19 protein-coding genes are annotated in these 23193 nt (G+C 58.3%); 11 read left to right on the top strand and 8 right to left on the bottom strand.

Annotated elements, in window-relative coordinates; genetic code table 11:
• Positions 1-100 precede the first annotated feature (100 nt).
• The gene (locus tag GTU76_RS01550; RefSeq protein WP_343057378.1) at positions 101-1627 is read left to right on the top strand and encodes an MFS transporter; all 1527 of its coding nucleotides are present in this window, start codon (positions 101-103) and stop codon (positions 1625-1627) included.
• Positions 1628-1733: 106 nt separating this feature from the next.
• Positions 1734-3092 (top strand): glutathione-disulfide reductase, encoded by a 1359-nt coding sequence (gorA, locus tag GTU76_RS01545; RefSeq protein ID WP_008082669.1) that lies wholly within the window; start codon positions 1734-1736, stop codon positions 3090-3092.
• Here the strand turns inward: gorA and GTU76_RS01540 are convergent.
• Positions 3089-4105 (bottom strand): DNA-binding protein, encoded by a 1017-nt coding sequence (locus GTU76_RS01540; RefSeq protein WP_180697919.1) that lies wholly within the window; start codon positions 4103-4105, stop codon positions 3089-3091. The genes gorA and GTU76_RS01540 overlap by 4 nt on opposite strands.
• Positions 4106-4282: 177 nt before the next feature.
• Between GTU76_RS01540 and GTU76_RS01535 the strand changes: the two genes are divergently transcribed.
• The 3 genes from GTU76_RS01535 to ahpF all read left to right on the top strand — a co-directional run bounded on the left by GTU76_RS01535 (position 4283) and on the right by ahpF (position 7609).
• On the top strand, positions 4283-5221 hold the full coding sequence (locus tag GTU76_RS01535; protein ID WP_175554448.1) for a site-specific integrase: 939 nt from the start codon (positions 4283-4285) through the stop codon (positions 5219-5221).
• A gap of 137 nt (positions 5222-5358) precedes the next feature.
• Complete coding sequence (gene ahpC, locus GTU76_RS01530) at positions 5359-5922, top strand: alkyl hydroperoxide reductase subunit C (RefSeq protein WP_007912224.1); 564 nt, start codon at positions 5359-5361, stop codon at positions 5920-5922.
• Between the two features lie 124 nt (positions 5923-6046).
• Complete coding sequence (gene ahpF / locus GTU76_RS01525; RefSeq protein WP_175554447.1) at positions 6047-7609, top strand: alkyl hydroperoxide reductase subunit F; 1563 nt, start codon at positions 6047-6049, stop codon at positions 7607-7609.
• Positions 7610-7862: 253 nt separating this feature from the next.
• Here ahpF and gloA read toward each other — a convergent pair whose 3' ends face one another.
• Positions 7863-8384: a lactoylglutathione lyase gene (gloA, locus tag GTU76_RS01520; protein WP_038368197.1), complete on the bottom strand. Its 522-nt coding sequence runs from the start codon at positions 8382-8384 to the stop codon at positions 7863-7865.
• 139 nt (positions 8385-8523) lie between these two features.
• Here gloA and GTU76_RS01515 point away from each other — a divergent pair, with 139 nt between their 5' ends.
• Positions 8524-9042 (top strand): DUF4946 domain-containing protein, encoded by a 519-nt coding sequence (locus tag GTU76_RS01515; protein ID WP_180697918.1) that lies wholly within the window; start codon positions 8524-8526, stop codon positions 9040-9042.
• Between the two features lie 217 nt (positions 9043-9259).
• Here GTU76_RS01515 and GTU76_RS01510 read toward each other — a convergent pair whose 3' ends face one another.
• The 3 genes from GTU76_RS01510 to GTU76_RS01500 form a co-directional block, all read right to left on the bottom strand.
• Positions 9260-9625, bottom strand: a complete 366-nt coding sequence (locus GTU76_RS01510; protein ID WP_016984433.1) for a histone-like nucleoid-structuring protein, MvaT/MvaU family — start codon at positions 9623-9625, stop codon at positions 9260-9262.
• A gap of 234 nt (positions 9626-9859) precedes the next feature.
• Positions 9860-11395, bottom strand: coding sequence for an EAL domain-containing protein (locus GTU76_RS01505; protein ID WP_180697917.1), 1536 nt, complete (start codon positions 11393-11395; stop codon positions 9860-9862).
• 118 nt (positions 11396-11513) lie between these two features.
• The gene (locus GTU76_RS01500) at positions 11514-12383 is read right to left on the bottom strand and encodes a LysR family transcriptional regulator (RefSeq protein WP_175554445.1); all 870 of its coding nucleotides are present in this window, start codon (positions 12381-12383) and stop codon (positions 11514-11516) included.
• 78 nt (positions 12384-12461) lie between these two features.
• Here GTU76_RS01500 and GTU76_RS01495 point away from each other — a divergent pair, with 78 nt between their 5' ends.
• Together GTU76_RS01495 and hppD are read left to right on the top strand one after the other, a co-directional pair.
• Positions 12462-13409, top strand: a complete 948-nt coding sequence (locus GTU76_RS01495; RefSeq protein ID WP_180697916.1) for a DMT family transporter — start codon at positions 12462-12464, stop codon at positions 13407-13409.
• Between the two features lie 245 nt (positions 13410-13654).
• Positions 13655-14731 carry a 4-hydroxyphenylpyruvate dioxygenase gene (gene hppD, locus GTU76_RS01490; RefSeq protein WP_016984437.1) on the top strand — a complete coding sequence of 359 codons (1077 nt, stop codon included), beginning with the start codon at positions 13655-13657 and terminating at the stop codon, positions 14729-14731.
• A 177-nt stretch (positions 14732-14908) separates the two neighbouring features.
• On the opposite strand, the gene rarD is transcribed toward hppD, so the two are convergent.
• The 3 genes from rarD to GTU76_RS01475 form a co-directional block, all read right to left on the bottom strand.
• Positions 14909-15790 carry an EamA family transporter RarD gene (gene rarD / locus GTU76_RS01485; protein WP_180697915.1) on the bottom strand — a complete coding sequence of 294 codons (882 nt, stop codon included), beginning with the start codon at positions 15788-15790 and terminating at the stop codon, positions 14909-14911.
• Between the two features lie 233 nt (positions 15791-16023).
• Entirely contained in the window at positions 16024-17037 is a 1014-nt protein-coding gene (locus GTU76_RS01480; protein ID WP_016984439.1) for an aldo/keto reductase, read from the bottom strand.
• A gap of 332 nt (positions 17038-17369) precedes the next feature.
• Positions 17370-18680, bottom strand: coding sequence for an MFS transporter (locus GTU76_RS01475; protein ID WP_016984441.1), 1311 nt, complete (start codon positions 18678-18680; stop codon positions 17370-17372).
• Between the two features lie 171 nt (positions 18681-18851).
• On the opposite strand from GTU76_RS01475, the gene GTU76_RS01470 reads away from it, so the two are divergent.
• From GTU76_RS01470 to GTU76_RS01460, 3 genes are all read left to right on the top strand, one after another.
• Positions 18852-19970, top strand: a complete 1119-nt coding sequence (locus GTU76_RS01470; RefSeq protein WP_175554441.1) for a sugar diacid recognition domain-containing protein — start codon at positions 18852-18854, stop codon at positions 19968-19970.
• A 218-nt stretch (positions 19971-20188) separates the two neighbouring features.
• A complete protein-coding gene (locus tag GTU76_RS01465; protein ID WP_180697914.1) occupies positions 20189-21331 on the top strand; it encodes a glycerate kinase in 1143 nt (380 codons plus the stop codon).
• A 201-nt stretch (positions 21332-21532) separates the two neighbouring features.
• Positions 21533-23158, top strand: a complete 1626-nt coding sequence (locus GTU76_RS01460) for a methyl-accepting chemotaxis protein (RefSeq protein ID WP_016984444.1) — start codon at positions 21533-21535, stop codon at positions 23156-23158.
• The last annotated feature ends 35 nt before the right edge of the window (positions 23159-23193 follow it).

Here is a 23193-nt window from a genome sequence, read left to right as displayed (position 1 = left end):
TCCATGTACGCCAGGGAAGTGCGTAGGAAAACGTTTCACGGGGGGGGGGAGTATGAAGAGTGCCCCGTGAAACACTCTTTTTGTCTAAGGAGTTTTATCCGTGGCATTAACAAATGAGTCTACCCGCAGTAACGCATCAAGGCGCTGGTTCGGCCTCGGCGTGTTGATGTTGCCAGTGCTACTGGTAACCGTTGATAACACCGTACTGGGTTTCGCATTACCCAAAATCGCCGAAGCTTTGCGCCCAAGTGCCAGTCAACAACTGTGGATGATCGACGCCTACTCGTTGGTGCTCGCCGGACTGCTGGTGTCCATGGGAAGTCTGGGAGATCGGGTCGGGCACCGCAAGTTGCTGCTTATCGGCTCGCTCGGATTTGCTGTGGTATCGGTGCTGACCGCCTATTCTGAGACGGCCTTGCAGTTGATTATCGGGCGTGCCTGCATGGGGATTTTCGGGGCGATGCTGATGCCTTCCACATTGGCATTGATACGTTCGGTGTTTGAGGATCGAGATGAGCGCAGGCTGGCTGTCGCGATCTGGGCCACGACATTGACCGTCGGTTCGGCTCTGGGGCCTTTGGTGGGCGGAGTGTTGCTGCAGTTCTTTGATTGGGGCGCGATTTTTCTGTTGGCGGTACCCGTTCTGATTCCGCTGTTGGTGTTGGGTCCGCTATTGCTTCCTGAGTCGGAGCGTGATGCATCTGGGCCGTTGGATCCGATCAGCATTCTTCAGTCGATGGCCGCCTTGGGTGGCATCGTTTACGGCATCAAGCATGCCGCCAGTGAAGGTGTTGACGGGGTCGTACTGGGGGCCTTTCTGGTCGGCGTATTGGCAGGCTGGATGTTTGTCCGGCGCCAGTTACGTCTTCCTGTGCCGCTGATGGATATGACTCTGTTCCGCAACGGGACTTTTAGCGGGTCTGTTCTGATCAATTTGATGAGTCTTGCGTTCCTCGTTGGTTTTGTTTTCTTCACCACTCAGTTTTTGCAGATTGTCCTGCAGATGTCGCCTTTGAGTGCGAGCCTAGCGTTGGTGCCGGGCCAAATCATGGCGATTGCGGTTGGAATGGCGGTCGTCCCGGTCGCTCAGCGTATGCCTGTGCATGTGCTGATACCGATTCTGGTGGCCTTCGCCGCTGTGGCGTTTTTACTCGTGGCCAGCGTGGGCAGTAGTCTTGCGGTATTGGTTGCGGCGTTCGCGTTGCTGAATATCGGAGTGGGCGCGATCGCTACGGTTTCCAATGACGTGATTTTGTCGGCGGCGCCCCCAGCTAAGGCCGGTGCAGCTTCCGCTATCAGTGAAACAGCCTATGAGGTAGGCGTCGTTTTGGGGACGACCCTGCTTGGCGGCCTGGTTACGGCTCACTATCGCGCAGACTTGCAGCTTCCAGCGTTTTTGAGCGATGCCCAGACGATGCTTGCAAGTGAAACGCTGGCTGGTGCTCATCATGTGGCGACGGGGTTGGCGGGGGATCAAGCGCAACAGTTAATGCAGCAGGCGGGAAGTGCATTTGAAGGCGGAATTGCATTGGTATCGTGGGTCGCTTTCGGTTTGGCATTCATAGCGGTTTTGATCGCCTGGCGTACGCTGCGGTTACCGAAGGCTCAGTCCGCAGAATGTCACTGAACAAAAGCTTGCTGCTCGAATCCTCGGCATTGGTCATCGGCATAACGGCAGAGGCTTGCTCAATGAGCATCTGCAGGTATGCTGATCCCCTGCCGAGGAGATAGAAATGGCCTACGATTTTGACCTTTATGTGATTGGTGCCGGTTCCGGCGGTGTGCGTGCTGCGCGTTTTGCGGCCGGTTTCGGTGCGAAAGTGGCGGTGGCGGAAAGCCGTTATCTGGGCGGGACCTGTGTCAACGTTGGCTGTGTGCCGAAAAAGTTGCTGGTGTACGGCGCGCATTTCGCCGAAGACTTCGAGCAGGCGTCCGGTTTTGGCTGGAGCCTGGGCGAAGCGAATTTTGATTGGGCGACGCTGATCGCCAACAAGGATCGCGAGATCAATCGCCTCAACGGCATTTATCGCAATCTGCTGGTCAACAGCGGCGTGACCTTGCATGAAGCGCACGCGAAGATCGTTGGCCCGCATGAAGTCGAAGTGAATGGCGAGCGTTTTACCGCGAAAAACATTCTGATCGCCACCGGTGGCTGGCCGCAGATTCCGGAAATTCCGGGGCGCGAACACGCGATCGGTTCCAACGAGGCATTCTTCCTCAAAGAGCTGCCAAAGCGTGTGCTGGTGGTTGGCGGCGGTTACATCGCGGTCGAGTTCGCCGGAATTTTCCACGGCCTCGGCGCGAACACCACGTTGCTGTATCGCGGTGATCTGTTCCTGCGTGGTTTCGATGGTTCGGTGCGTAAGCACTTGCAGGAAGAGCTGACCAAGCGTGGTCTGGATCTGCAGTTCAACGCCGACATCGCACGTATCGACAAGCAGGCCGATGGCAGCTTGAAAGCAACGCTTAAAGATGGTCGTGAGCTGGAGGCGGATTGCATTTTCTACGCCACGGGTCGGCGTCCGATGCTCGACAATCTGGGCCTGGAAAACACCGATGTGCAGCTCACCGACAAAGGCTTCATTAAAGTCGACGAGCAGTATCAGACCAGCGAGCCATCGATTCTGGCGCTGGGCGATGTTATCGGTCGTGTGCAACTGACGCCTGTGGCGCTGGCGGAAGGTATGGCTGTGGCGCGGCGTCTGTTCAAGCCTGAACAGTACCGTCCGGTGGATTACAAGATGATCCCGACGGCGGTGTTCAGCCTGCCGAACATTGGCACGGTCGGTTTGACCGAAGAAGAAGCGCGCGAAGCGGGTCATGATGTGGTGATCTTCGAAAGCCGTTTCCGACCGATGAAGCTGACCCTGACCGAATGTCAGGAAAAGACGCTGATGAAACTGGTGGTTGACGGCAAGACCGACAAAGTCCTCGGCTGCCACATGGTCGGCCCGGACGCTGGCGAGATCGTTCAGGGTTTGGCGATTGCGTTGAAGGCTGGCGCGACCAAGCGTGACTTCGACGACACGATCGGGGTGCACCCGACGGCCGCCGAAGAATTCGTCACCATGCGTACGCCGGTCGGCGCTTAAGCGTCTTTCGGTTTGGCCGAGTCTGGCGCTGCCGCAACGGTAGCCGCCAGACGTTGGCTTTCTTCCAGGCTTGCTTGAGCCTTGTTCAATTCTTTTTCCAGTGACTGGTTGAGCAGTGTCTGCTCCTCGACGCTCTGTTTGAGTGTCTGGCTTTCCAGTGTCGCAACGCGCAGGCGTTCCTGGAGGAGGGTGCGCTCGTTGTCGACACGGGTCGCTTGCTCCAACAGTTGGTCCTGACGCTGATTGCTTTGCTTGAGCTGGTCCTGCATCAGGCTCAGTTCACGCTGTGTGCCACGGTTCTCGGTAAGCAGGCGTTCGTTGTCACGGTGCAACTGGGTGATTTCGTCTTGGCGCACCATTGCGCTTTGCTGTGCCTGACGCAGCTCGGCCTGAATCTGCTGCACTTGGCTTTCGTGGCGGCTCTGTTCCTGCTCGCGCTGCTCTTTAGTGGCATTGCGGTAATGCTCCAGCGCATCGCGAGCGTGCAGATGTTTCTCTTCCAGCGAGCGGATTTGCTCGTCCTTGTCCTGTAGGCGCAATTCAAAATCGGCCAGTGCCTGATTCAGTCCGGCATTACGAGTCTGTTCGGTTTGCAGCATCGAACGGGTGTTGCCAAGCGCTTCGGACTCACGCGCCAGCGCAGCCCCTTGAATATCGTGATCGTGTTCGAGTTTTTCCAATGCCTCGCGAGTCTGTTTCAGTTCCGACTCCAAAGCTTCGCGCTGTTCCTCGAACTGCTCGCGGGCCTGCTCGATAGGCTCTTGCGCCTGTTCTTTGAGGCGTTGCGCGAGGCGCGAGACGAGGGCGCTCAACTCATCATCAATGGGCTCTGCCGAGGCTTCAACCGGCTGCGCGCCGTCATCCAGCTCTTTCAAATAGCGATGGATCGTGGTTTTCGAGCCGGTGTTGCCCATTTCAATGCGTACTGCATCGATGCTCGGGTGTTCGCCACGGGCGAGGATCGCTGTGCGCGCGATCTGCACAAGGGCTTTGGTAATGCCGCCACGGGCCATGTGAACTCCTACGGTTACGTACTGTGGTACATGCCACTAAAGTACGCAGTGTACCATTTAGGAAATAAAGGTAAACCTTTGATAATAAAGACACGGGATATACTGGTATTACCCAGTGTCAGGCGGCAAAATGCGCATCTGCATCCCCGTATCAGTACGCCAGCGAGAAAACAGCCCATGAGCGATCTGGATCGCTATCTGCAAGCCGCCACCCGTGACAACACCCGCCGCAGCTATCGCGCGGCCATCGAGCATTTCGAGGTGAAGTGGGGCGGGTTCTTGCCGGCAACCGCCGACAGCGTTGCGCGGTATTTGGTGGCGCACGCTGAGGAGTTGTCGATCAACACGCTGAAGCTGCGTTTGTCGGCGCTGGCGCAGTGGCACAACAGCCAAGGGTTTGCCGATCCGACCAAGGCGCCGGTGGTGCGCAAGGTCTTCAAAGGCATTCGCGCGTTGCATCCAGCGCAGGAGAAACAGGCCGAGCCGTTGCAGTTGCAGGATCTGCAGCGCGTCATCGATTGGCTTGAGCATGAAGTACAAATCGCCAGAGAGCAGCAGGACCGCCCGTTACTCCTCAAGGCTTACCGTGATCGCGCACTGATACTCCTGGGATTCTGGCGTGGCTTTCGCAGTGATGAGTTGTGTCGCTTGCAGATCGAACACGTGCAGGCGCACGCAGGCAAAGGCATCACCTTGTATCTGCCACGCAGCAAGGGCGATCGGGAAAACCTCGGGCAGACCTATCAAGCCCCGGCGCTGCTCAAGCTGTGCCCGGTGCAAGCCTATATCGACTGGATCACCGAAGCGGCGCTGGTACGCGGCCCGGTTTTTCGCAGTATTGATCGCTGGGGCAATCTGAACGAGGAGGGGCTGCACGCTAACAGCATCATCCCGCTGCTGCGCCAGGCGTTGCAGCGCGCCGGCATTGCTGCCGAAAACTACACCAGCCATTCATTGCGTCGAGGCTTCGCAACCTGGGCCCATCAAAGCGGCTGGGATCTGAAATCCCTGATGAGTTACGTCGGCTGGAAGGATATGAAGTCCGCCATGCGCTATGTTGAAGCCAGCCCATTCCAAGGGATGGCTCGGATTACGGATAACCCGGCTTCGTCGTAGATATGGTTTTCTTCTATTAATACAGTCGGCTAATAGCGAAAACAAATCAGCAGCATCAGGTTTGCCAATGAGCCATCCGTCGAGTGAGTGGGTAGGATTCACCCATCGAATTCACAACCACTGACGGAGAGTCATCAATGCCTATCATCAACAGCCAAGTAAAACCGTTCAAAGCTACCGCGTTCAAAAACGGCGACTTCGTTCAAGTCTCGGACGCTGACCTGAAAGGCAAGTGGTCGGTCGTGTTCTTCTACCCAGCCGACTTCACCTTCGTTTGCCCAACCGAACTGGAAGACCTGGCTGACAATTACGCTGCCTTCCAGAAACTCGGCGTAGAGATCTACAGCGTTTCCACCGACACCCACTTTGCCCACGCTGCCTGGCACAACACTTCGCCAGCCATCGGCAAAATCGAATACACCATGATCGGCGACCCGACCCACGCCATCTCCCGCAACTTCGACGTGCTGATCGAAGAAGTTGGCCTGGCTGACCGTGGCACCTTCGTGATCAACCCTGAAGGCCAGATCAAAATCGTTGAACTGAACGATGGCGGCGTTGGCCGTGACGCTTCCGAGCTGCTGCGCAAGATCAAGGCTGCTCAGTACGTTGCTGCTCACCCAGGCGAAGTTTGCCCAGCCAAGTGGAAAGAAGGCGAGGCCACTCTGGCACCGTCCCTGGATCTGGTCGGCAAGATCTAAGTCTGTGACACGCAACTCAGGGCGGTACGCCGCACCTTCTTAAGTACGCTGCACCGCCCAATAAAAATGCCCGGGCGAGTTTCGCTCGGGCTTTTTTTCGCCTCAAATAAAGGAAATCGCCCGTATGTTGGACGCCAATCTTAAAGCCCAGTTGAAATCGTACCTGGAACGGGTCACCCAGCCGATCGAGATCGTTGCCTCCCTCGACGACGGTGCGAAATCCCGTGAAATGCTGGAACTGCTGAAAGATGTTGCCAGTCTTTCGAGCCAAATTACCTTGATCGACAGCGGTGACGATGCACGCAAGCCATCGTTCTCGATCAACCGCCCGGGCGCTGACATCAGTCTGCGTTTCGCCGGCATCCCGATGGGCCACGAATTTACTTCGCTGGTATTGGCCTTGCTGCAAGTCGGCGGCCACCCATCGAAAGCCAGCGTTGAAGTGATCGAGCAGATCCGCTCGCTCAAAGGCCAGTTCAGCTTCGAGACGTACTTCTCGCTGTCCTGCCAGAACTGCCCGGACGTAGTCCAGGCGCTGAACCTGATGGCTGTGCTCAACCCGAATATCCACCACGTCGCTATTGACGGCGCGCTGTTCCAGGACGAAGTCAACGATCGCAAGATCATGGCCGTGCCGAGCATCTACCTCAACGGTGAAAACTTCGGTCAGGGCCGCATGGGTCTGGAAGAGATTCTCGCCAAACTTGACACCGGCGCGATCGAGCGTCAGGCCGAGAAGATCAGCGCAAAAGAAGCATTCGACGTGTTGGTTGTGGGTGGTGGCCCGGCCGGTGCTTCGGCCGCAATTTACGCTGCACGTAAAGGCATCCGCACCGGTGTCGCGGCTGAACGTTTCGGCGGTCAGGTGCTCGACACCATGGCCATCGAGAACTTCATTTCCGTACAGGAAACCGAAGGGCCGAAACTGGCCACGGCGCTGGAAGAACACGTCAAGCAATACGACGTCGATATCATGAACCTGCAGCGCGCCGACAAGCTGATCCCGGGCAAAAACGGCGAGCTGCACGAAGTCCGTTTCGCCAGCGGCGCGACCCTGAAAGCCAAAAGCGTGATTCTGGCGACCGGTGCGCGCTGGCGTGAGATGAACGTGCCGGGTGAGCAGCAATACCGCAACAAAGGCGTGGCGTACTGCCCGCACTGCGACGGTCCGTTGTTCAAAGGCAAGCGTGTTGCGGTGATTGGCGGCGGTAACTCCGGCGTGGAAGCGGCCATCGATCTGGCGGGTATCGTGTCGCACGTGACGCTGCTGGAGTTCGACGTACAACTGCGTGCCGACGCCGTATTGCAACGCAAGCTGCACAGCCTGCCGAACGTCACCGTGATCACCAGTGCGCAAACCACTGAAGTCACCGGCAATGGCGAGAAGGTCAACGGCCTGCGTTACAAGGACCGCAACACTGATGAACTGCGCACTGTCGAACTGGAAGGGATCTTCGTGCAGATCGGTTTGCTGCCGAACACCGACTGGCTGAAGGGCACCATCGAGTTGTCGCCGCGTGGCGAAATCATTGTCGATAACCGTGGTGAAACGTCGATCCCGGGCATCTTCGCTGCAGGCGACGTGACGACCGTGCCGTACAAGCAGATCGTGATCGCGGTGGGTGAGGGCGCCAAGGCTTCGCTGAGTGCTTTTGATCACCTGATCCGCACCTCGGCCCCGGCGTAACTGTCAGGCCAGAAATGAAAAAACCCGTGAGCGATCACGGGTTTTTTATTGCGCGTTAAAAGCGGCCCTTCACCCCAGCCCTTTCCCTCCAGGAGAGGGAGCCGACCGAGGTGTCTGGCGTTTTCCATCGACCTGAAAGCGCCAGTCGATTATGGATTCAGCGCTAATCTTTCAAGTCGGTGAGCTTCTGCAATATCCCCCGATCAGTCCCCTCTCCCTATGGGAGAAGGCTAGGGTGAGGGCTTTTCAGCTTTTACAGTGGCGCAGGCTGAATGATCTCGACCCAGTAACCATCCGGATCCTTGATGAACGCCAGGCTTTTCATGCGGCCATCGGTCAGGCGCTTCTGGAAGTCGCAGCCCAGCTCTTCAAAGCGTGCGCACGCCGCGACAATATCCGGCACCGAAATGCAGATATGGCCAAAGCCACGCGGATCGGTATTGCCGTTGTGATAAGCGAAATCCGCGTCGTTCTCGGTGCCATGGTTATGGGTCAGTTCGAGGATGCCCGGAATCGACTTCATCCACTCGGTGCGAGCGGCTGCGTCGGCCGGGATCTGTGCCTTGTCGACCAGCGCGAGGAAATACAGGCTGAACTCGGCTTCCGGGAAGTCACGCTTCTCGACCAGCGAGAAACCCAGTACGCGGGTGTAGAAGTCCAAGGATTTGCTGATGTCTTTGACACGCAACATGGTGTGGTTGAAAACGAAGTTTCGGGTTGCGCTGTCTGGCGTAGCGGTAACGCCGGGGAAAGTGTTGAGTTCGTGCAGGCTCATGGGCCCTCCAATAACTATGGGCGAGTGAATGGACGCAATGATACGCATGCCTGTCGGCATCGCCAAATGAAAGGGCAGGCTTGCCCTGCGTGCAGGCGAGCCTCAGACTTTACCGCTCAATCTGCGAGTGCGCCCGGCAATGATCCGACTGTTCAAATCCCTGTTTGTTTTTTCTGTGTTGTCGCTTGTGGCTGTCTGCGCATCGGCAGACGAACCGAGCATCACCTGGCCGGCCGGCTGGGAAGTGGAGGCACTGCCTGAGACAAGTGCACAAGTTTCCCGTCAGCGTGCGGTGAAGAACGACGCCAATGGCAATCAGGTGATGGTGATGGAATTGACCATGACTCAGGTTGAGAAAGACCATCAGGTCAATTTGCAGGGTGTGCTGCTGGAAATGCGCAAGTCGATACAAAAGGATTTCTTCCAGACCGGCTACCAGAGTGTCTGCAACAAAGTGCATCCGGCCACGCTGGGCACTTTAGCGGCGCTGGAAACCACTTGCACGATCACTGAAAACGGTCGGCATGTGTTGTCGCAAACCTTGGTGGCGGCGGTCGAGGCGAACAGGGCTTATGTTCTTTCCTACGCCGGCCAGGCCGAGGTTTATAAGGCAAGCGCAGACGAGATAGTGGCGGTGAGAAACAGCTTGAAACTTTAAGTCGCTGTACTCTTCATGGCTTGATTAGATACCCGAAGGGATTAAGCACAAAGTTTAACGCAGGGCTACGATCGCAACATTGCGCAGCAAAATGTTTAGCTGTCTGACTCAGCCACGTTACAGAAAAGTCGAAATTGTTAGATGAAATTCATTTCATTTGTTAGATATTGTCAATAAAAAAGCCCTGCATCAGCAGGGCTTCGTTGTTGGCGTGGGATTAACCGCGCAACCAGGAATCAACAGTGCCTGCACCGTATTGTTCCTTCCAGGCTTTCAGGCCACGGTGGTTGCCGCCTTTGGTTTCGATCAGTTCACCGGTGTGCGGGTTCTGATAAACCTTGACCACGCGAGCGCGGCGGGTTTTAGGTGCAGCAGTTGCCTGCAGCCCCGATTTTGCCGGGTTCGGATCGAGAATGGCGATGATATCTTTCAGGCCTTTGCCGTAGTGTTTCATCAGCCCCTGGAGCTTTTCTTCGAATTCGATTTCTTTCTTGAGCCCGGCATCGTTCTTCAGCGATTCCAGCTGCTTGAGCTGTTCCTGAAGGGCCTTTTCAGCTGCACGAAATTCAGCGAGTCTGGACAATATCTTTACTCCAATAGTGTGTTTGGCTGATACCAACCGCAAACAAAGCTATAAGCCAAGAGCCTTGAAGCGACTCGGTGATAAATGGCTCACCTGCCAATCTTGCTCAGGTTGAAAAAATTGTAGTAGTTAATGCGCCAAGAGTAAATCCTGATGTTGTCTTCATGTAACAACAGCGGTCTTTTGTATCAATTTGGTGCGCCTGGTCGGTACGCTCGTCTTAACCCTGCTTAGTTAATGTTGAGTTAATGCGCTGATGAAGTCCGCGGCCGGCATCGGTTTGCCGAACAGGTAGCCTTGCAGAAAGTTGACGTGATGTGCGGTCAGATAATCGGCCTGCGCCTGAGTTTCGACACCTTCGGCAACAATACCCAAATCAAGCTTGGCCGACAGTTCGATAATGGTGTCGAGAATGTGTCGGGACAGCGCATCGATGCCGATCATGGCGACGAAACTCTGATCGATCTTGAGGAAGTCCACATTGAATTTGCGCAAGTAGCCGAGGCTCGAGTGGCCGGTGCCGAAGTCGTCAATAGCAATCTTCACGCCCAGCGCGTGCAGTTGCTCGAACAGTTGCCGGGTGATATCGGTCGGTTCGATCAATTCGCGCTCGGTCAACTCGAGCACCAGGCTGATACTGTCCGGGGTGAACGCGGCGAGAAACGTTCGGCAGTCCTCTACCAGTTCAAGATCTTTGCAATGGCTGGCGGTGATATTGATGCCGATATGAAATGGCGCGGTGAACGTCGCTGACAGCGGCCCCAGCAGCGCGGCGGTCTGTTGCATCAGTGCGCGAGTCATCGGCACGATCAACCCCGAATGCTCGGCGAACGGAATAAACAGATCCGGGCGCACCAAGCCTTCTTTGGGATGAGTCCAGCGCATCAACACTTCAGCCCCCGACCATTTCTTGCTGTCACCGTGCACCACGGGCTGGAAGTAAGGAATGAACTCGCCGGCTTCGAGTGCCCGGAGCATCTCGTGGCTCGGCGACGTAGAGCGCTTTTGCAAGACATGGCCGATGGCCCCCGAGACCACGCCAAAAAAGATCAACAGACTGAACAGCGGCGGATACTCATCGGCCATGTAACGCCAGGTTTCGCCCTCGGGAAAACCGGCGGAGACACTGAACGCGTAACGCGAAGAATCCAGTGTGTGTTGTGCTATCGGCAACGCGGGAAGGGCGCCAGTGTGTACTTTGCCGTCGGCTGACAGCCAGTTGTCACCCACTTGTAGCACCAGCAACATGTGCCGGCCGATCAGACGCAACATGTTGCTCAGATGGTAACCGTCGAGTGTCGTCAGTGCGCCGCCGCGACCTTCGCTGAGCCGATAGACCAGCAGAGCGGTGTTGGGTGTGACCGGGTTGCCATTCATCAGCCACAACTTGCCCTGGTTGTAGTCTCCCGCGTTGACGGCTTCCTTGAAGTCGCCAAACAACGAGCTGCAATAGAGGTTGTCGTCCCACACCAGATTGGTCGAGCGCACGAACGGGCGGCGGGTCACTTGCTCGCGCAGGGCGAGTTTGACGTTCTCGCAGGTCTGGCCGGCCAGTGGCAGCAATTCATGGGCGGCCTGTGCGGTGTTGTCGAGCATCAACTCGAATTGGCGCAACGCCTCTTCGGCAGTCTGTTGTGAGCCTTGCGCCAGCGTGCGTTCGGCTTGCATATAAAGAATTGCACTGCCCAGCAGCACCGGAAGCAAACCGCTGAGCAGTGTGAAAACGATGCGGGTGCTGCGTTTGCGGCGGTGTCTGACGGTCAACGGCATGGGCGCATCCTGTCGCGGTGGAGTGGGGCTCTTGAATGCAGGCCGGGTAACGGCGCGCCGCTGAAAAATACATCAGCCGGAGGGGAGGATAGATGGCAGAAGGCGCTTGCGCCGCTCATCAAGGATTCATCCGCGTTGCCACTTCGATAAAGGCCAGGGTGGCCGGGGAGGCCTGGCGCTGATCGAGGACGGCGAGTCCGACCTGGCGCTGCACGGCGGGCAACAACGGCTTTTTCACGTAGCGAGGCGTTGCTTCCTCCGGCAATGAGCCTTCGGCAACAATCGTGATGGCGTCACCACGGCTGACGGTGTCGAGGGTGCTCAGCAGTTGCGAGCAGCGATAGCGGATATTCGGTTGCAAACGCGCGGCCATGAACAGCCGCGATACCAGTTCTGAAGAACCCGCCTCGGTGAGCACGAACGGGGCGTCGCACAAGTCCTTGAGCGTCAATGCCGATCGCGCTGCCAGCGGATGACCTACAGGGAGCAGGGCGACCATCTGGTCTTCGATCAGCGCAAACGTATCGAGGCGGTCTTGGGGCAGCACCACAAAACCGATGTCGATCCGCCGCTCTTCCAGCCATTGAGTCACTTGACGGTCCGGGCCTTCATCGATATGCACCTCGATGCCCGGATGCGCCTCGCGATAACGCCGCAAAATAGTGGGCAGCAGCTTGATCGACGAGGTTGGCCCAAACGAGCCGATGCGCAAGGTGCCGCTTTTCATGCCGCGCGCATCGGCGGCTTCCTGGCGCAAGGTGTTGGCCAGACCGAGCATGGCGCGGGCGCGCAGCAACAGTTGCTCGCCGATATCGCTGAGTTCCACTGACGACTGGTGCCGACGCAGCAGCTCGACCCCCAGTTCCTGCTCCAGCGCCTTCATCGCATGGGACACCGCCGACTGCGAAATCCCCAGCCGATGTGCGGCGAGGGTGAAACCGCGCAGTTCGGCGACCAGCGAGAAGATTTCCAGTTGTGTGAGGGTCATGAGTGTTTGCTCATTTTACGATGACAAAGAATGAGGTGAATGATACGGCATTCCGTTAGTTCTTTGGTCTGGAGCCTCATGCGCAACGTCGAGCAACTGCATACAACCTCGTCCGACATCCCGGTTTATCTGACACTGGCGGTAGTCACCATGATCTGGGGCGGGACCTTTGTCGCCGGGCGGTTCCTGGCTGGCAGCCTGAGTCCGACCTTCGCGGCCAGCCTGCGCTTTTTGCTGGCCAGTGCAGCGTTGCTCGGCTTTTTGTGGTTGGCGCGGATCCCCTTGGCGCGACCGACATCCCGGCAGTGGTTGCAACTGATGCTCTTGGGGTTCTTCGGGATTTTCTTCTACAACCTGTGCTTCTTTTACGGCCTGCAATACATCAACGCCTCGCGCGCCTCGTTGATCGTCGCGTTGAACCCGGCAGTGATCGGTCTGGCCTCGTGGTGGTTGTTCAAAGAGCGCCTGGGCCGGATCAAAGTCGGCGGCATCGCGACCTGTATTGTCGGCGCCGGTCTGGTGATCGTCAGTCGCAATCCGCAGTTACTGGCTGCAGCGCCTGATGCATGGATCGGTGATCTGTTGATTCTCGGCTGTGTGCTGGGCTGGGGCGTTTACTCGTTGTTTTCCCGTGAACTGAATCAGACGCTGGGGCCGGTGCAGACCGTGACGTACTCGATCCTGACCGGCACGCTGATGCTGTGGATTCTGGCGGCCGCACGCGGCGAACTGAGCTGGAGTGCGCTGAATAATCTCGGCCTGCCGCAATGGCTGAGCCTGATCTACCTCGGCGTCCTCGGCTCGGCGCTGGCCTACATCGGCTACTACGATGGCATTCGTAAAATCGGCGCGACGCGCAGCGGCGTGTTTATCGCGTTGAACCCGTTGACGGCGGTCATCCTTGGCGCGCTGCTGCTGGGCGAGCAACTGACGCCGGCCATGTGCCTGGGCGGTGCACTGATCCTGGGCGGCATCTACCTGTGCAACAAACCCCTTGCAGCGGGCGCAAAAAAGCGGATTTTATAGGGAGGGCAGACAAGCCTATTTACGCTGTGTAGAATCGGGTTACGCATACAATAATAATCGTCTTCTGGCAGCAGAAGCCTCGCCCGCAAGAGCCTTGGGTCGACAATGAAGATATTCGGGTTTCAACTGATCTACGGTGACTTCCTCGCCCGCAGTGTGCGTGGCATCTCCTGTGCGCCACCCAGCACCCTCGCATGACTGACAAATAACCCTGGTTAATTGATAAGAAATGATGAGGCGTCACCATGACAGATTTATACGAAAACCCAATGGGTCTGATGGGCTTTGAATTCATCGAGCTCGCATCGCCGGTGCCGGGCACCCTGGAGCCGATCTTCGAGATCATGGGCTTCACCAAAGTCGCCACCCACCGTTCCAAGAATGTGCACCTGTATCGTCAGGGCGCAATCAACCTGATCCTCAACAACGAACCGAACAGCGTTGCTTCGTACTTCGCCGCCGAGCACGGCCCGTCCGTTTGCGGCATGGCATTCCGGGTCAAGGATTCGCAAAAGGCCTACAACCGCGCACTGGAACTCGGCGCCCAGCCGATCCACATCGAAACCGGCCCGATGGAGCTGAACCTGCCGGCGATCAAAGGCATTGGCGGCGCGCCGCTGTACCTGATCGACCGTTTCGGCGAAGGCAGCTCGATCTACGACATCGACTTCGTGTTTATCGAAGGCGTTGATCGCAACCCGGTCGGTGCCGGCCTGAAAATCATCGACCACCTGACCCACAACGTCTACCGCGGTCGCATGGCCTACTGGGCGAACTTCTACGAGAAACTGTTCAACTTCCGCGAAATCCGTTACTTCGATATCAAGGGCGAGTACACCGGCCTGACCTCGAAAGCGATGACCGCACCGGACGGCATGATCCGCATCCCGCTGAACGAAGAGTCGTCCAAAGGCGCCGGGCAGATCGAAGAATTCCTGATGCAGTTCAACGGCGAGGGCATCCAGCACGTCGCGTTCCTCACCGACGACCTGATCAAGACCTGGGATCAGTTGAAGAAAATCGGCATGCGCTTCATGACTGCGCCGCCGGATACCTACTACGAAATGCTCGAAGGTCGTCTGCCGAATCACGGCGAGCCGGTGGATCAGCTGCAATCGCGCGGCATCCTGCTCGACGGTGCTTCGGAGCAGGGCGACAAGCGTCTGCTACTGCAGATCTTCTCGGAAACCCTGATGGGCCCGGTGTTCTTCGAATTCATCCAGCGCAAAGGCGATGATGGTTTCGGCGAAGGCAACTTCAAGGCGCTGTTCGAGTCGATCGAGCGTGATCAGGTGCGACGTGGTGTACTCGCTACCGAGTAATCCGCAATTGAAATGAAAAAATCCCGGCCTGCAGAGATGCAGGGCCGGGATTTTTTGTTTCACACAAGTCCTGTGGGAGCGAGCTTGCTCGCGAATGCGGTCTCCCATTCAACATCCAGGGTGACTGAACCACCGCTTTCGCGAGCAAGCTCGCTCCCACATTTTTTTGTGTTTGGCTTAAGGACGGCGTTGCCGCATCAGATGTTTGAAGCCTTCAAAGACCAGCACCACAACCGCCAGCCAGATCGGAATGTACGTCAGCCACTCCCCGGACTTGATGCTCTCACCGAGCAACAACGCCACACCCAGCAACAGCACCGGCTCAACATAACTCAACAAACCAAACAGACTGAACGGCAGCAAACGGCTGGCAATGATGTACACCACCAACGCCGACGCGCTGATCAACCCAAGCAATGGAATCAGCCACATCAGCCCTGGATACTGATCGAACACGGCCATGCCTTGTTCGCCGCCCTGCACAAACCAATAGGCGACGGGCAGCATCAGGGTCATGTCGACCCACAATCCGCCCAGATTGTCAGTCTTCAGGTATTTGCGCAGCACGAAGTACAACGGGTAGCCAACCACAACCACCAGCGTCGCCCAGGAAAACCCGCCGACCTGATACAGCTCGTTCACCACACCCAGGGTGGCGAAGAACACCGCGACTTTTTGCAGATACGACAGGCTCTCACCGTAGGCAATCCGCCCGGTCAGCACCATCGCCAGTGGCAGCAGGAAGTAGCCCAGCGAAACATCGAGGCTGTAGCCGTTGAGCGGCGCCCACATGAACAGCCACAATTGCACACCGAGCAGGGCCGCCGAAACGATCAGGCCTGCGATCAATTTCGGCTTTGCCGCCATCAGCCGAACCAGCTCCAGCCCCCGTCGCCATTCCCCGGACACCAGCATGAACACGGTCATGCACGGAACGGTCAGCAGCATCCGCCAGCCAAAGATTTCCACGCCACTCAACGGCGTGAGCAACGAAGTGTAGTAATACATGACGGCAAACAGCACCGAGGCTGAAACCGATAGAGCGATACCTTTAGACAAACTGTCCTCGCGGGTTGATGGTCAAACGGGGCGCGAAGGATACGTGGTTTTTGTGCTGAATATTGGCCGAGTGGTCAATATTCCCCACACCCTGAAGATAAGCACAAAACCTGTGGGAGCGAGCCTGCTCGCGAACGCGGTGTGCCAGACAACGCAGATGTTGAATGTGCCGGCCTCTTCGCGAGCAGGCTCGCTCCCACAATGGATTTGTATTGCCCCCCAATCTGCTTACTTCAAGCCTGACGCGGTTTACGCCCCGACACAAAATGGCTCACATCATTGAACCCCGGTGTCGATGAATGCCCCGGTGTTACCAGCGAATCGATAAAAGCCTCATCCTCAGCCGTAATCTTCACCGTCTGCGCCAAGGTGTACGCATCCCATTGCGCCTCAGTGCGCGGCCCGACGATCGCCGACGTCACGGCGCCGTTGTTCAACACCCACGCGATCGCAAACTCGACCATGCCGACCCCGCGTTGCTCGGTGTACTGCTGAATCTGCTGGGCAATGCGCAGCGACTCCACCCGCCACTCGGTTTCCAGAATGCGCTTGTCCTGACGCCCGGCGCGGCTATTGGCGTCCGGTTGGACGTCCGGTGCGTACTTGCCACTGAGCACACCACGGGCCAGCGGACTGTAAGGCACCACGCCAAGGCCATAGGTTTGCGCCGCTGTAATCTGCTCGGTCTCGGCCTGACGGTTGACGATGTTGTAAAGCGGCTGGCTGATCACTGGACGGTCGACGCCGAGCTTATCGGCGATTCGTATCACCTCGGCAATCCGCCAGCCGCGATAGTTCGACAAACCCCAATAGCGGATCTTGCCCTGACGAATCAAATCGCCAATCGCCGAAACGCTCACTTCAAGCGGCGTGTTGTGGTCTTCGCGGTGCAGGTAATAGATGTCGAGATAATCCGTGCCCAAGCGAGTCAGACTGGCCTCAAGACCATTGAAAATGTGTTTGCGACTCAGGCCGCTGCGGTTCGGCACACCGTCCACCGGGCCGAAACCGACCTTGGTCGCCAGCACCCACTCATGCCGATGCCGGGCAATCGCTTCACCGACAATCTCTTCGGAACGGCCGTTGGTGTAGACGTCGGCGGTGTCGATGAAATTGATCCCCTGATCCCAGGCCTTGTCGATGATGCGCAGCGAATCCTCGGCGCTGGTCTGTTCGCCAAACATCATCGTTCCGAGGGTGAGGGTGGACACCTGCAAGCCCGAGTGACCGAGTGTACGAAAGCTCATGCCGAAATCCTTTTGTCGGTGGGAAAGGGTTAATCAAATACCAGAAGCGTGCAATGCGGCAAAGTGAATTATTGGCTAAACACAGCCCTCACTAACCCTCTCCCGGAAGGAGAGAGGACCGACCGAGGTGTTTGAAAGAGGTACGCCGACGTGCAATACCGAGTCGAACTCAAGTCTTGAAAAGCCCGCAGATCGGCTCCCTTTCCCCCTCGCCCCCCTGGGGGAGAGGGCTGGGGTGAGTGGGAAAAGATCTACAGGACACCACAAAAACCAAGCGGAAACCCGAATAAAAAACGGCCCTGAAAAGGGCCGTTCTTCTTCGCTTCAAAAACTCAAGCCCGCAACGTCCGCGTCATGCGCAACGCCAGCAGACTCCCGCCAACAATCACCCCCGCCAGCAGATACAACGCTGCATCCGTCGAGCCGGTGCTGTCCTTGACCCAACCCACCAGGTACGGGCTGAGGAATCCAGCCATTTGCCCCATCGAGTTGATCAACGCCAGCCCACCAGCCGCAGCGCCCGCGCTCAACATCGCCGTCGGCACCGGCCAGAACATCGGCAGACCGGTCAGTGCGCCCATGGTGGCAATGGTCAGGCCGAGAATCGCAATCGCCGGATTCGCCGCAAAATTCACCGCAATCACCAGGCCGATCGCCCCCATCAGCATTGGCACCACCAAATGCCAGCGGCGCTCTTTACGCAGATCCGCCGAACGCCCGACCACCAGCATGAACACCGCCGCCAGCAAATATGGAATCGCACTGAGCCAGCCGATCACCAGGTTATCGCTGAAACCGAGGTTCTTGATGATCGACGGCAGCCAGAAGTTGATCGCGTACACGCCGCTCTGGATGCAGAAATAGATCAGGCCGAACGCCCAGATTGCCGGGTTCTTGAACACCGCCAGCAGCGAGTCGGAGGTGGTTTTCGGTTTGTTCGCCAAGTCTTCGGCCTGATCCGCTTCCAGCACTGCACGCTCATGCGGGCTCAACCATTTGGCGTTGGCGAAGCTGTCGCTCAACAGGAAATAGGCGAGGGCACCGAGGATGACTGTTGGAATGCCTTGCAGCAGAAACATCCACTGCCAGCCGGCCAGACCGCCCTGGCCCGCCGCGAAGTGATTGAGAATCCAGCCTGAGAACGGGCTGCCGAGCAGACCGGACACCGGGATCGCCGACATGAACAGCGCCATGATCCGCCCACGGCGGAAAGTCGGGAACCACTGCGAAAGGTACAGCACGACGCCTGGGAAGAACCCGGCTTCGGCCGCACCGGTGAACAGCCGCAGAGTGTAGAACTCGGTCGGAGTGGTGACGAACAACAGGCAGGTCGACAGCGTGCCCCAGGTGATCATCATCACGGCAATCCAGCGCCGTGGGCCGAATTTGGTCAGGGCCAGGTTGCTCGGCACGCCACACAGCACGTAGCCGATGAAGAAGATACCGGCACCGAGGCCGTACACGGTTTCGCTGAATTTCAGTGCGTCGAGCATCTGCAGTTTGGCAAATCCAACGTTGACCCGGTCGAGGTAGTTGAACAGGTAGCAGATGAAAATGAAGGGGATCAAACGCAGGGTGATGCGTTTGTAGACGGCGTTTTTATCGTCATCGATGGTCTGGGTAGCTGCGGCGCTCTGCGACATAGCGGCTCTCTCTTTATTATGATTTTTTGCGATGCAAAGGGTAACGTTGATCGCCCCGAGAGTCTCGGTCACCTTTGGCCGGATTGTCTTTGTGCCTGAGCACAGGGTTTGCCGCCAGACCCTGTGCGGGTGAACAACCGACTGCCGCGTTTTTCAAGGATCTTGCCCATCATGTTTGAACTCGATCACGACCTCGCCCAGGACATCGTCGACCGGGCCATGGCCATTTTGCCGTACAACGTCAACGTCATGGACAGTCAGGGGCTGATCCTCGGCAGCGGCGAACCGGAGCGCATCAACACCCGCCACGAGGGTGCGCAACTGGTGCTGGCCAACGGTCGAGTGGTGGAGATCGACGCGCAGACCGCCGTGCATTTGAAAGGCGTGCAACCGGGCATCAACCTGCCGCTGTTGCTCGATCAGCGCTTGATCGGCGTGCTCGGCATCACCGGTGAGCCAGAGCAACTGCGTACGTATGCCGAACTGGTGCGCATGACCGCCGAGATGCTCGTCGGCCAGCGCAATCAGCAGGCCGAGCAGCAATGGCGGCGCCAGCGTTGCGATGATCTGCTGGCGTTGCTGCTGAGCGAGGCGGGCGATTCGCCGCGACTGATCGATGAGGCGCAGCAGTTGGGGCTCAAACCGCAATTGACGCGAGTGCCGTATCTGTTCGAGCTGGGTCTTGAACATGGGCCGGGGCAAACCGTCGAGGCGCTCAGTGCCTGGCTGATGTCGCGTTATCCGGACAGTTGGTGCGTGAGTTCGGCGAAGTCGTCTCTGCTTTGGTGTCGGCCGGCGAGTCAGCACGTCGAGCATGATCGCTTGCTGGAAAAGCTCGATGGCCTGGGTTGGAAGATTCTGCGCATCGCCGTCGGCGGGCAGGCCGATGGACTGGCCGGCCTACGCCGTTGTTATCGACGAGTCGGTGATTTGCTCGCCTATGGCCGGGAAGTGTTGCCGCATTCGCGATTGCTGACGCTGAGCCGCTATCGGTTGCCGGTGATGCTGTGGCGCCATCGCAATGACGATGCACTGGACGAATTGCTCAAACCGTTGCGCAAGGTGATCGCCAAGGATGGCAACGGCCAGTTATTGGCAACGCTGCGCAGTTGGTGTGAACACGATGGCCAGAGTCAGGCGTGTGCCGATGCTTTAGGGATTCATCGCAACAGCCTGCGTTATCGGATGGAGCGGATTGCCGAGTTGAGTGGGGTTGATCCGCTGCGGCTCGATGGGATGCTGGCGCTGTATCTCGGGGTACAGCTGCTGCCACAGACAGATCCGGGTTAATTGGGCATCTTCAAAGACGCCTTCGCGAGCAAGCTCGCTCCCACAGGGGGAATACATTTCAAATGTGGGAGTGAGCTTGCTCGCGAAGGCGGCGGAACATTCAAAAACAGATCTTTTGTGAAAATGAACAATAAACGCCCACGCCACTTGTGCAGCGGACAGGCGTCAAGGCGCAAGCCGACTGGCAGCATGAGGGCCATTGCAACCGGAGAATCAGCATGAAGATCGTCATCGCCCCCGACTCGTTCAAGGACAGCCTGAGTGCCCAAGGTGCCGCCGAAGCCATTGCCCTCGGCCTGGCGCAGGTCTGGCCGCAGGCCACACTGGTCAAATGCCCGATGGCTGATGGTGGCGAAGGCACGGTCGAATCGATCCTCGCCGCCTGCGAAGGTGAACTGCGCCGTACCCGTGTGCGCGGCCCTTTGGGCACTCCCGTCGACGCCGCGTGGGGCTGGTTGCCACACAACCACACCGCAATCATCGAAATGGCCGAGGCCAGCGGCCTGCAACTGGTGCCCCCGGGGCAGCGCGATGCCTGCATCAGCAGCACCTTCGGCACCGGCGAACTGATCCGTGCCGCGCTGGATGCCGGCGCGCAACGGGTGATTCTGGCGATTGGCGGCAGCGCGACCAACGATGGCGGCGCCGGGGCCATGCAGGCGTTGGGTGTGAAGTTGCTCGATGCGCAGCAGCAGTCGCTGGTACCCGGTGGTTTGGCATTGGCGCAACTGACGCAGTTGGACCTGAGCGAACTCGACCCGCGTCTGGCGCAGGTGCGTTTCGATATCGCCGCTGACGTGAATAACCCGCTGTGCGGCCCGCACGGTGCCTCGGCGATTTTTGGCCCGCAGAAAGGCGCGTCACCGGCGCAGGTGCAGCAACTCGATCAGGCCTTGGGGCACTTCGCCGAACTGTGTGCTCAGGCATTGGGCAAAGACGTTCGCGACGAACCGGGCAGTGGCGCGGCGGGTGGTTTGGGCTTTGCCGCCAAGGCTTTTCTCGGCGCGCAATTTCAAGCCGGGGTTGAAGTGGTTGCCGAACTGGTCGGCCTCGCCGAAGCCGTTGAAGGTGCCGATCTGGTGATCACCGGGGAAGGGCGCTTCGATGCCCAGACCTTGCGCGGCAAGACGCCATTCGGCGTGGCGCGGATTGCCAAGCAACACGATGTACCGGTGATTGTCATCGCCGGCACCTTGGGCGAGGGTTACCAAGAACTTTACGATCACGGCATCGATGCGGCCTTCGCCGTGACCAGTGGCCCGATGACGCTGGAGCAGGCCTGCGCCGAGGCTCCGCGTCTGTTGCGCGAACGCGCTACCGATATTGCCCGCGTCTGGCAGATGGCGAAACACAACGTGTGAAACGGGTCCACAGGGTGTTTCAATCTTGTAACACCCTGAAAAATAGTTGCCCCTGACCCGCAATCTTCCTCAAGCCTGGCCGATACAGCTGACAGGCGCGCACATAACTTCCTAAAACAGTGACGCCGGACTGGACCCGCCCCCCTCGGGCCAGTGATGACGCATGGACGCTCGTAGTTTCTATCTTCCGAGAGCTCAACTATGTCCCTGCGTAACCTGAATATCGCGCCCCGTGCCTTCCTCGGTTTTGCCTTTATCGCCTTGCTGGTGATCGTCCTCGGCGTGTTCGCCGTCAACCGCATGTCGATCATCCGTCAGGCGTCCGTCGAGATGGATTCGACGCAACTGCCCAGCGTGACGCAACTTGCCGTAGTGACAGAAAACGTCCTGCGTCTGCGGATTCTGTCGTTCCGCGTGCTGGTCAATCGCGAAGCGGCCGGGTTGCAGGAAGCGCAGACCCGCATCGGCGTTCTGGTCGACAAGGTTCACGCCGCGCAGGCCAGTTATGCCGCACTGCCGGCAGGCCCGGAAGAGCGGGCGTTGTACCAGACCTTCGCGACCACGCTGGACAACTACCTGCAAGCGCAGAATCAGATGATGGAGCTGTCGCGTCAGGACAAACTCGACGAGATGCGCACCCTGATCAACACGCGCATCAAGGACGGCACCGACCAGATGGGCGAACAGCTCAACAAACTGATCGCCATGAATGCTTCCGACGCGAAAACAGCGTCGATTCAGGCCGGCCAACATTATGACAGCGCCATCACCGGCATCATTATCGTCGCCGTATTCGCGGCCGTTGCCACCGTGCTATTGGCCTGGTTGCTGACCCGCAGTATTGTCACGCCGCTGAACAGAGCCGTGCAGGCCGCGCAAACCATTGCTGGCGGCAACCTCACCAAAGTCATCGAAGTCGACGGCAAGGACGAACCGGCCCGCCTGCTCGAAGCGCTCGCCGCCATGCAGACCAACCTGCGCAAAACCATCGAGCAGATCGCCGGCTCGGCCACGCAACTGGGCGCCGCTGCCGAAGAACTCAGCGCAGTAACCGAAGAGGCCTCCCGTGGCCTGCAGCAGCAGAACAATGAAATCGAACAAGCCGCCACTGCTGTCAACGAGATGACCGCTGCCGTCGAGGAAGTCGCGCGCAACGCCGTATCGACCTCCGAAGCCTCGAACCAGTCGACCCACGCCGCCCGCGAAGGTCGCGATCAAGTGGTAAAAACCGTCGACGCGATCCAGACCATGACCCACGACGTGCAGAACACCGCGCACATGATCGAAGGCCTCGCCGCCCAGGGCCGTGATATCGGCAAAGTGCTCGACGTGATCCGCGCCATCGCCGAACAGACCAACCTGCTGGCACTCAACGCGGCCATCGAAGCGGCGCGCGCCGGGGAAGCCGGACGTGGTTTTGCCGTGGTGGCGGACGAAGTGCGGGCATTGGCTCATCGCACGGCGCAGTCGACTCAGGAAATCGAAAAAATGGTCGCCGGCATTCAGAACGGCACCGGCGAGGCGGTTTCCTCGATGCAGCAAAGCAACCAGCGCACCCAGTCCACCCTGGAAATGGCCCGCGCGGCCGGCGTGGCGCTGGAGCAGATCACCCAGTCGATCCATCAGATCAACGAGCGCAACCTGGTCATTGCCAGCGCCTCGGAAGAACAGGCGCAAGTCTCGCGCGAGGTCGACCGCAACCTGGTCAACATCCGCGATCTGGCCACGCAATCGGCTGCCGGGGCCAACCAGACCAGTGCCGCGACCCACGAACTGTCGCGTCTGGCGGTGGATTTGAACGCCATGGTGGCGCGTTTCGTGATTTGAGATACGGTGAAGGCTGGAGACCGCGCAATCAGGAG

The sequence above is a fragment of the Pseudomonas crudilactis genome (assembly GCF_013433315.1).
Classification (GTDB): Bacteria; Pseudomonadota; Gammaproteobacteria; order Pseudomonadales; family Pseudomonadaceae; genus Aquipseudomonas; species Aquipseudomonas crudilactis.
Note: the sequence above shows the minus strand (reverse complement) of the source record. Positions and strands in the feature narration are given on the sequence as shown.

Bases quoted from the DNA above. Each gene is read 5' to 3' on its own strand.
- GTU76_RS01515 (WP_180697918.1), top strand. From the start codon at position 8,524: ATGATCCGACTGTTCAAATCCCTGTTTGTTTTTTCTGTGTTGTCGCTT.
- GTU76_RS01465 (WP_180697914.1), top strand. From the start codon at position 20,189: ATGAAGATCGTCATCGCCCCCGACTCGTTCAAGGACAGCCTGAGTGCC.
- gloA (WP_038368197.1), bottom strand. From the start codon at position 8,384: ATGAGCCTGCACGAACTCAACACTTTCCCCGGCGTTACCGCTACGCCA.
- GTU76_RS01540 (WP_180697919.1), bottom strand. From the start codon at position 4,105: ATGGCCCGTGGCGGCATTACCAAAGCCCTTGTGCAGATCGCGCGCACA.
- ahpC (WP_007912224.1), top strand. From the start codon at position 5,359: ATGCCTATCATCAACAGCCAAGTAAAACCGTTCAAAGCTACCGCGTTC.
- GTU76_RS01470 (WP_175554441.1), top strand. From the start codon at position 18,852: ATGTTTGAACTCGATCACGACCTCGCCCAGGACATCGTCGACCGGGCC.
- GTU76_RS01460 (WP_016984444.1), top strand. From the start codon at position 21,533: ATGTCCCTGCGTAACCTGAATATCGCGCCCCGTGCCTTCCTCGGTTTT.
- gorA (WP_008082669.1), top strand. From the start codon at position 1,734: ATGGCCTACGATTTTGACCTTTATGTGATTGGTGCCGGTTCCGGCGGT.
- GTU76_RS01475 (WP_016984441.1), bottom strand. From the start codon at position 18,680: ATGTCGCAGAGCGCCGCAGCTACCCAGACCATCGATGACGATAAAAAC.
- GTU76_RS01505 (WP_180697917.1), bottom strand. From the start codon at position 11,395: ATGCCGTTGACCGTCAGACACCGCCGCAAACGCAGCACCCGCATCGTT.
- GTU76_RS01500 (WP_175554445.1), bottom strand. From the start codon at position 12,383: ATGACCCTCACACAACTGGAAATCTTCTCGCTGGTCGCCGAACTGCGC.
- ahpF (WP_175554447.1), top strand. From the start codon at position 6,047: ATGTTGGACGCCAATCTTAAAGCCCAGTTGAAATCGTACCTGGAACGG.
- GTU76_RS01535 (WP_175554448.1), top strand. From the start codon at position 4,283: ATGAGCGATCTGGATCGCTATCTGCAAGCCGCCACCCGTGACAACACC.
- GTU76_RS01495 (WP_180697916.1), top strand. From the start codon at position 12,462: ATGCGCAACGTCGAGCAACTGCATACAACCTCGTCCGACATCCCGGTT.
- hppD (WP_016984437.1), top strand. From the start codon at position 13,655: ATGACAGATTTATACGAAAACCCAATGGGTCTGATGGGCTTTGAATTC.
- GTU76_RS01480 (WP_016984439.1), bottom strand. From the start codon at position 17,037: ATGAGCTTTCGTACACTCGGTCACTCGGGCTTGCAGGTGTCCACCCTC.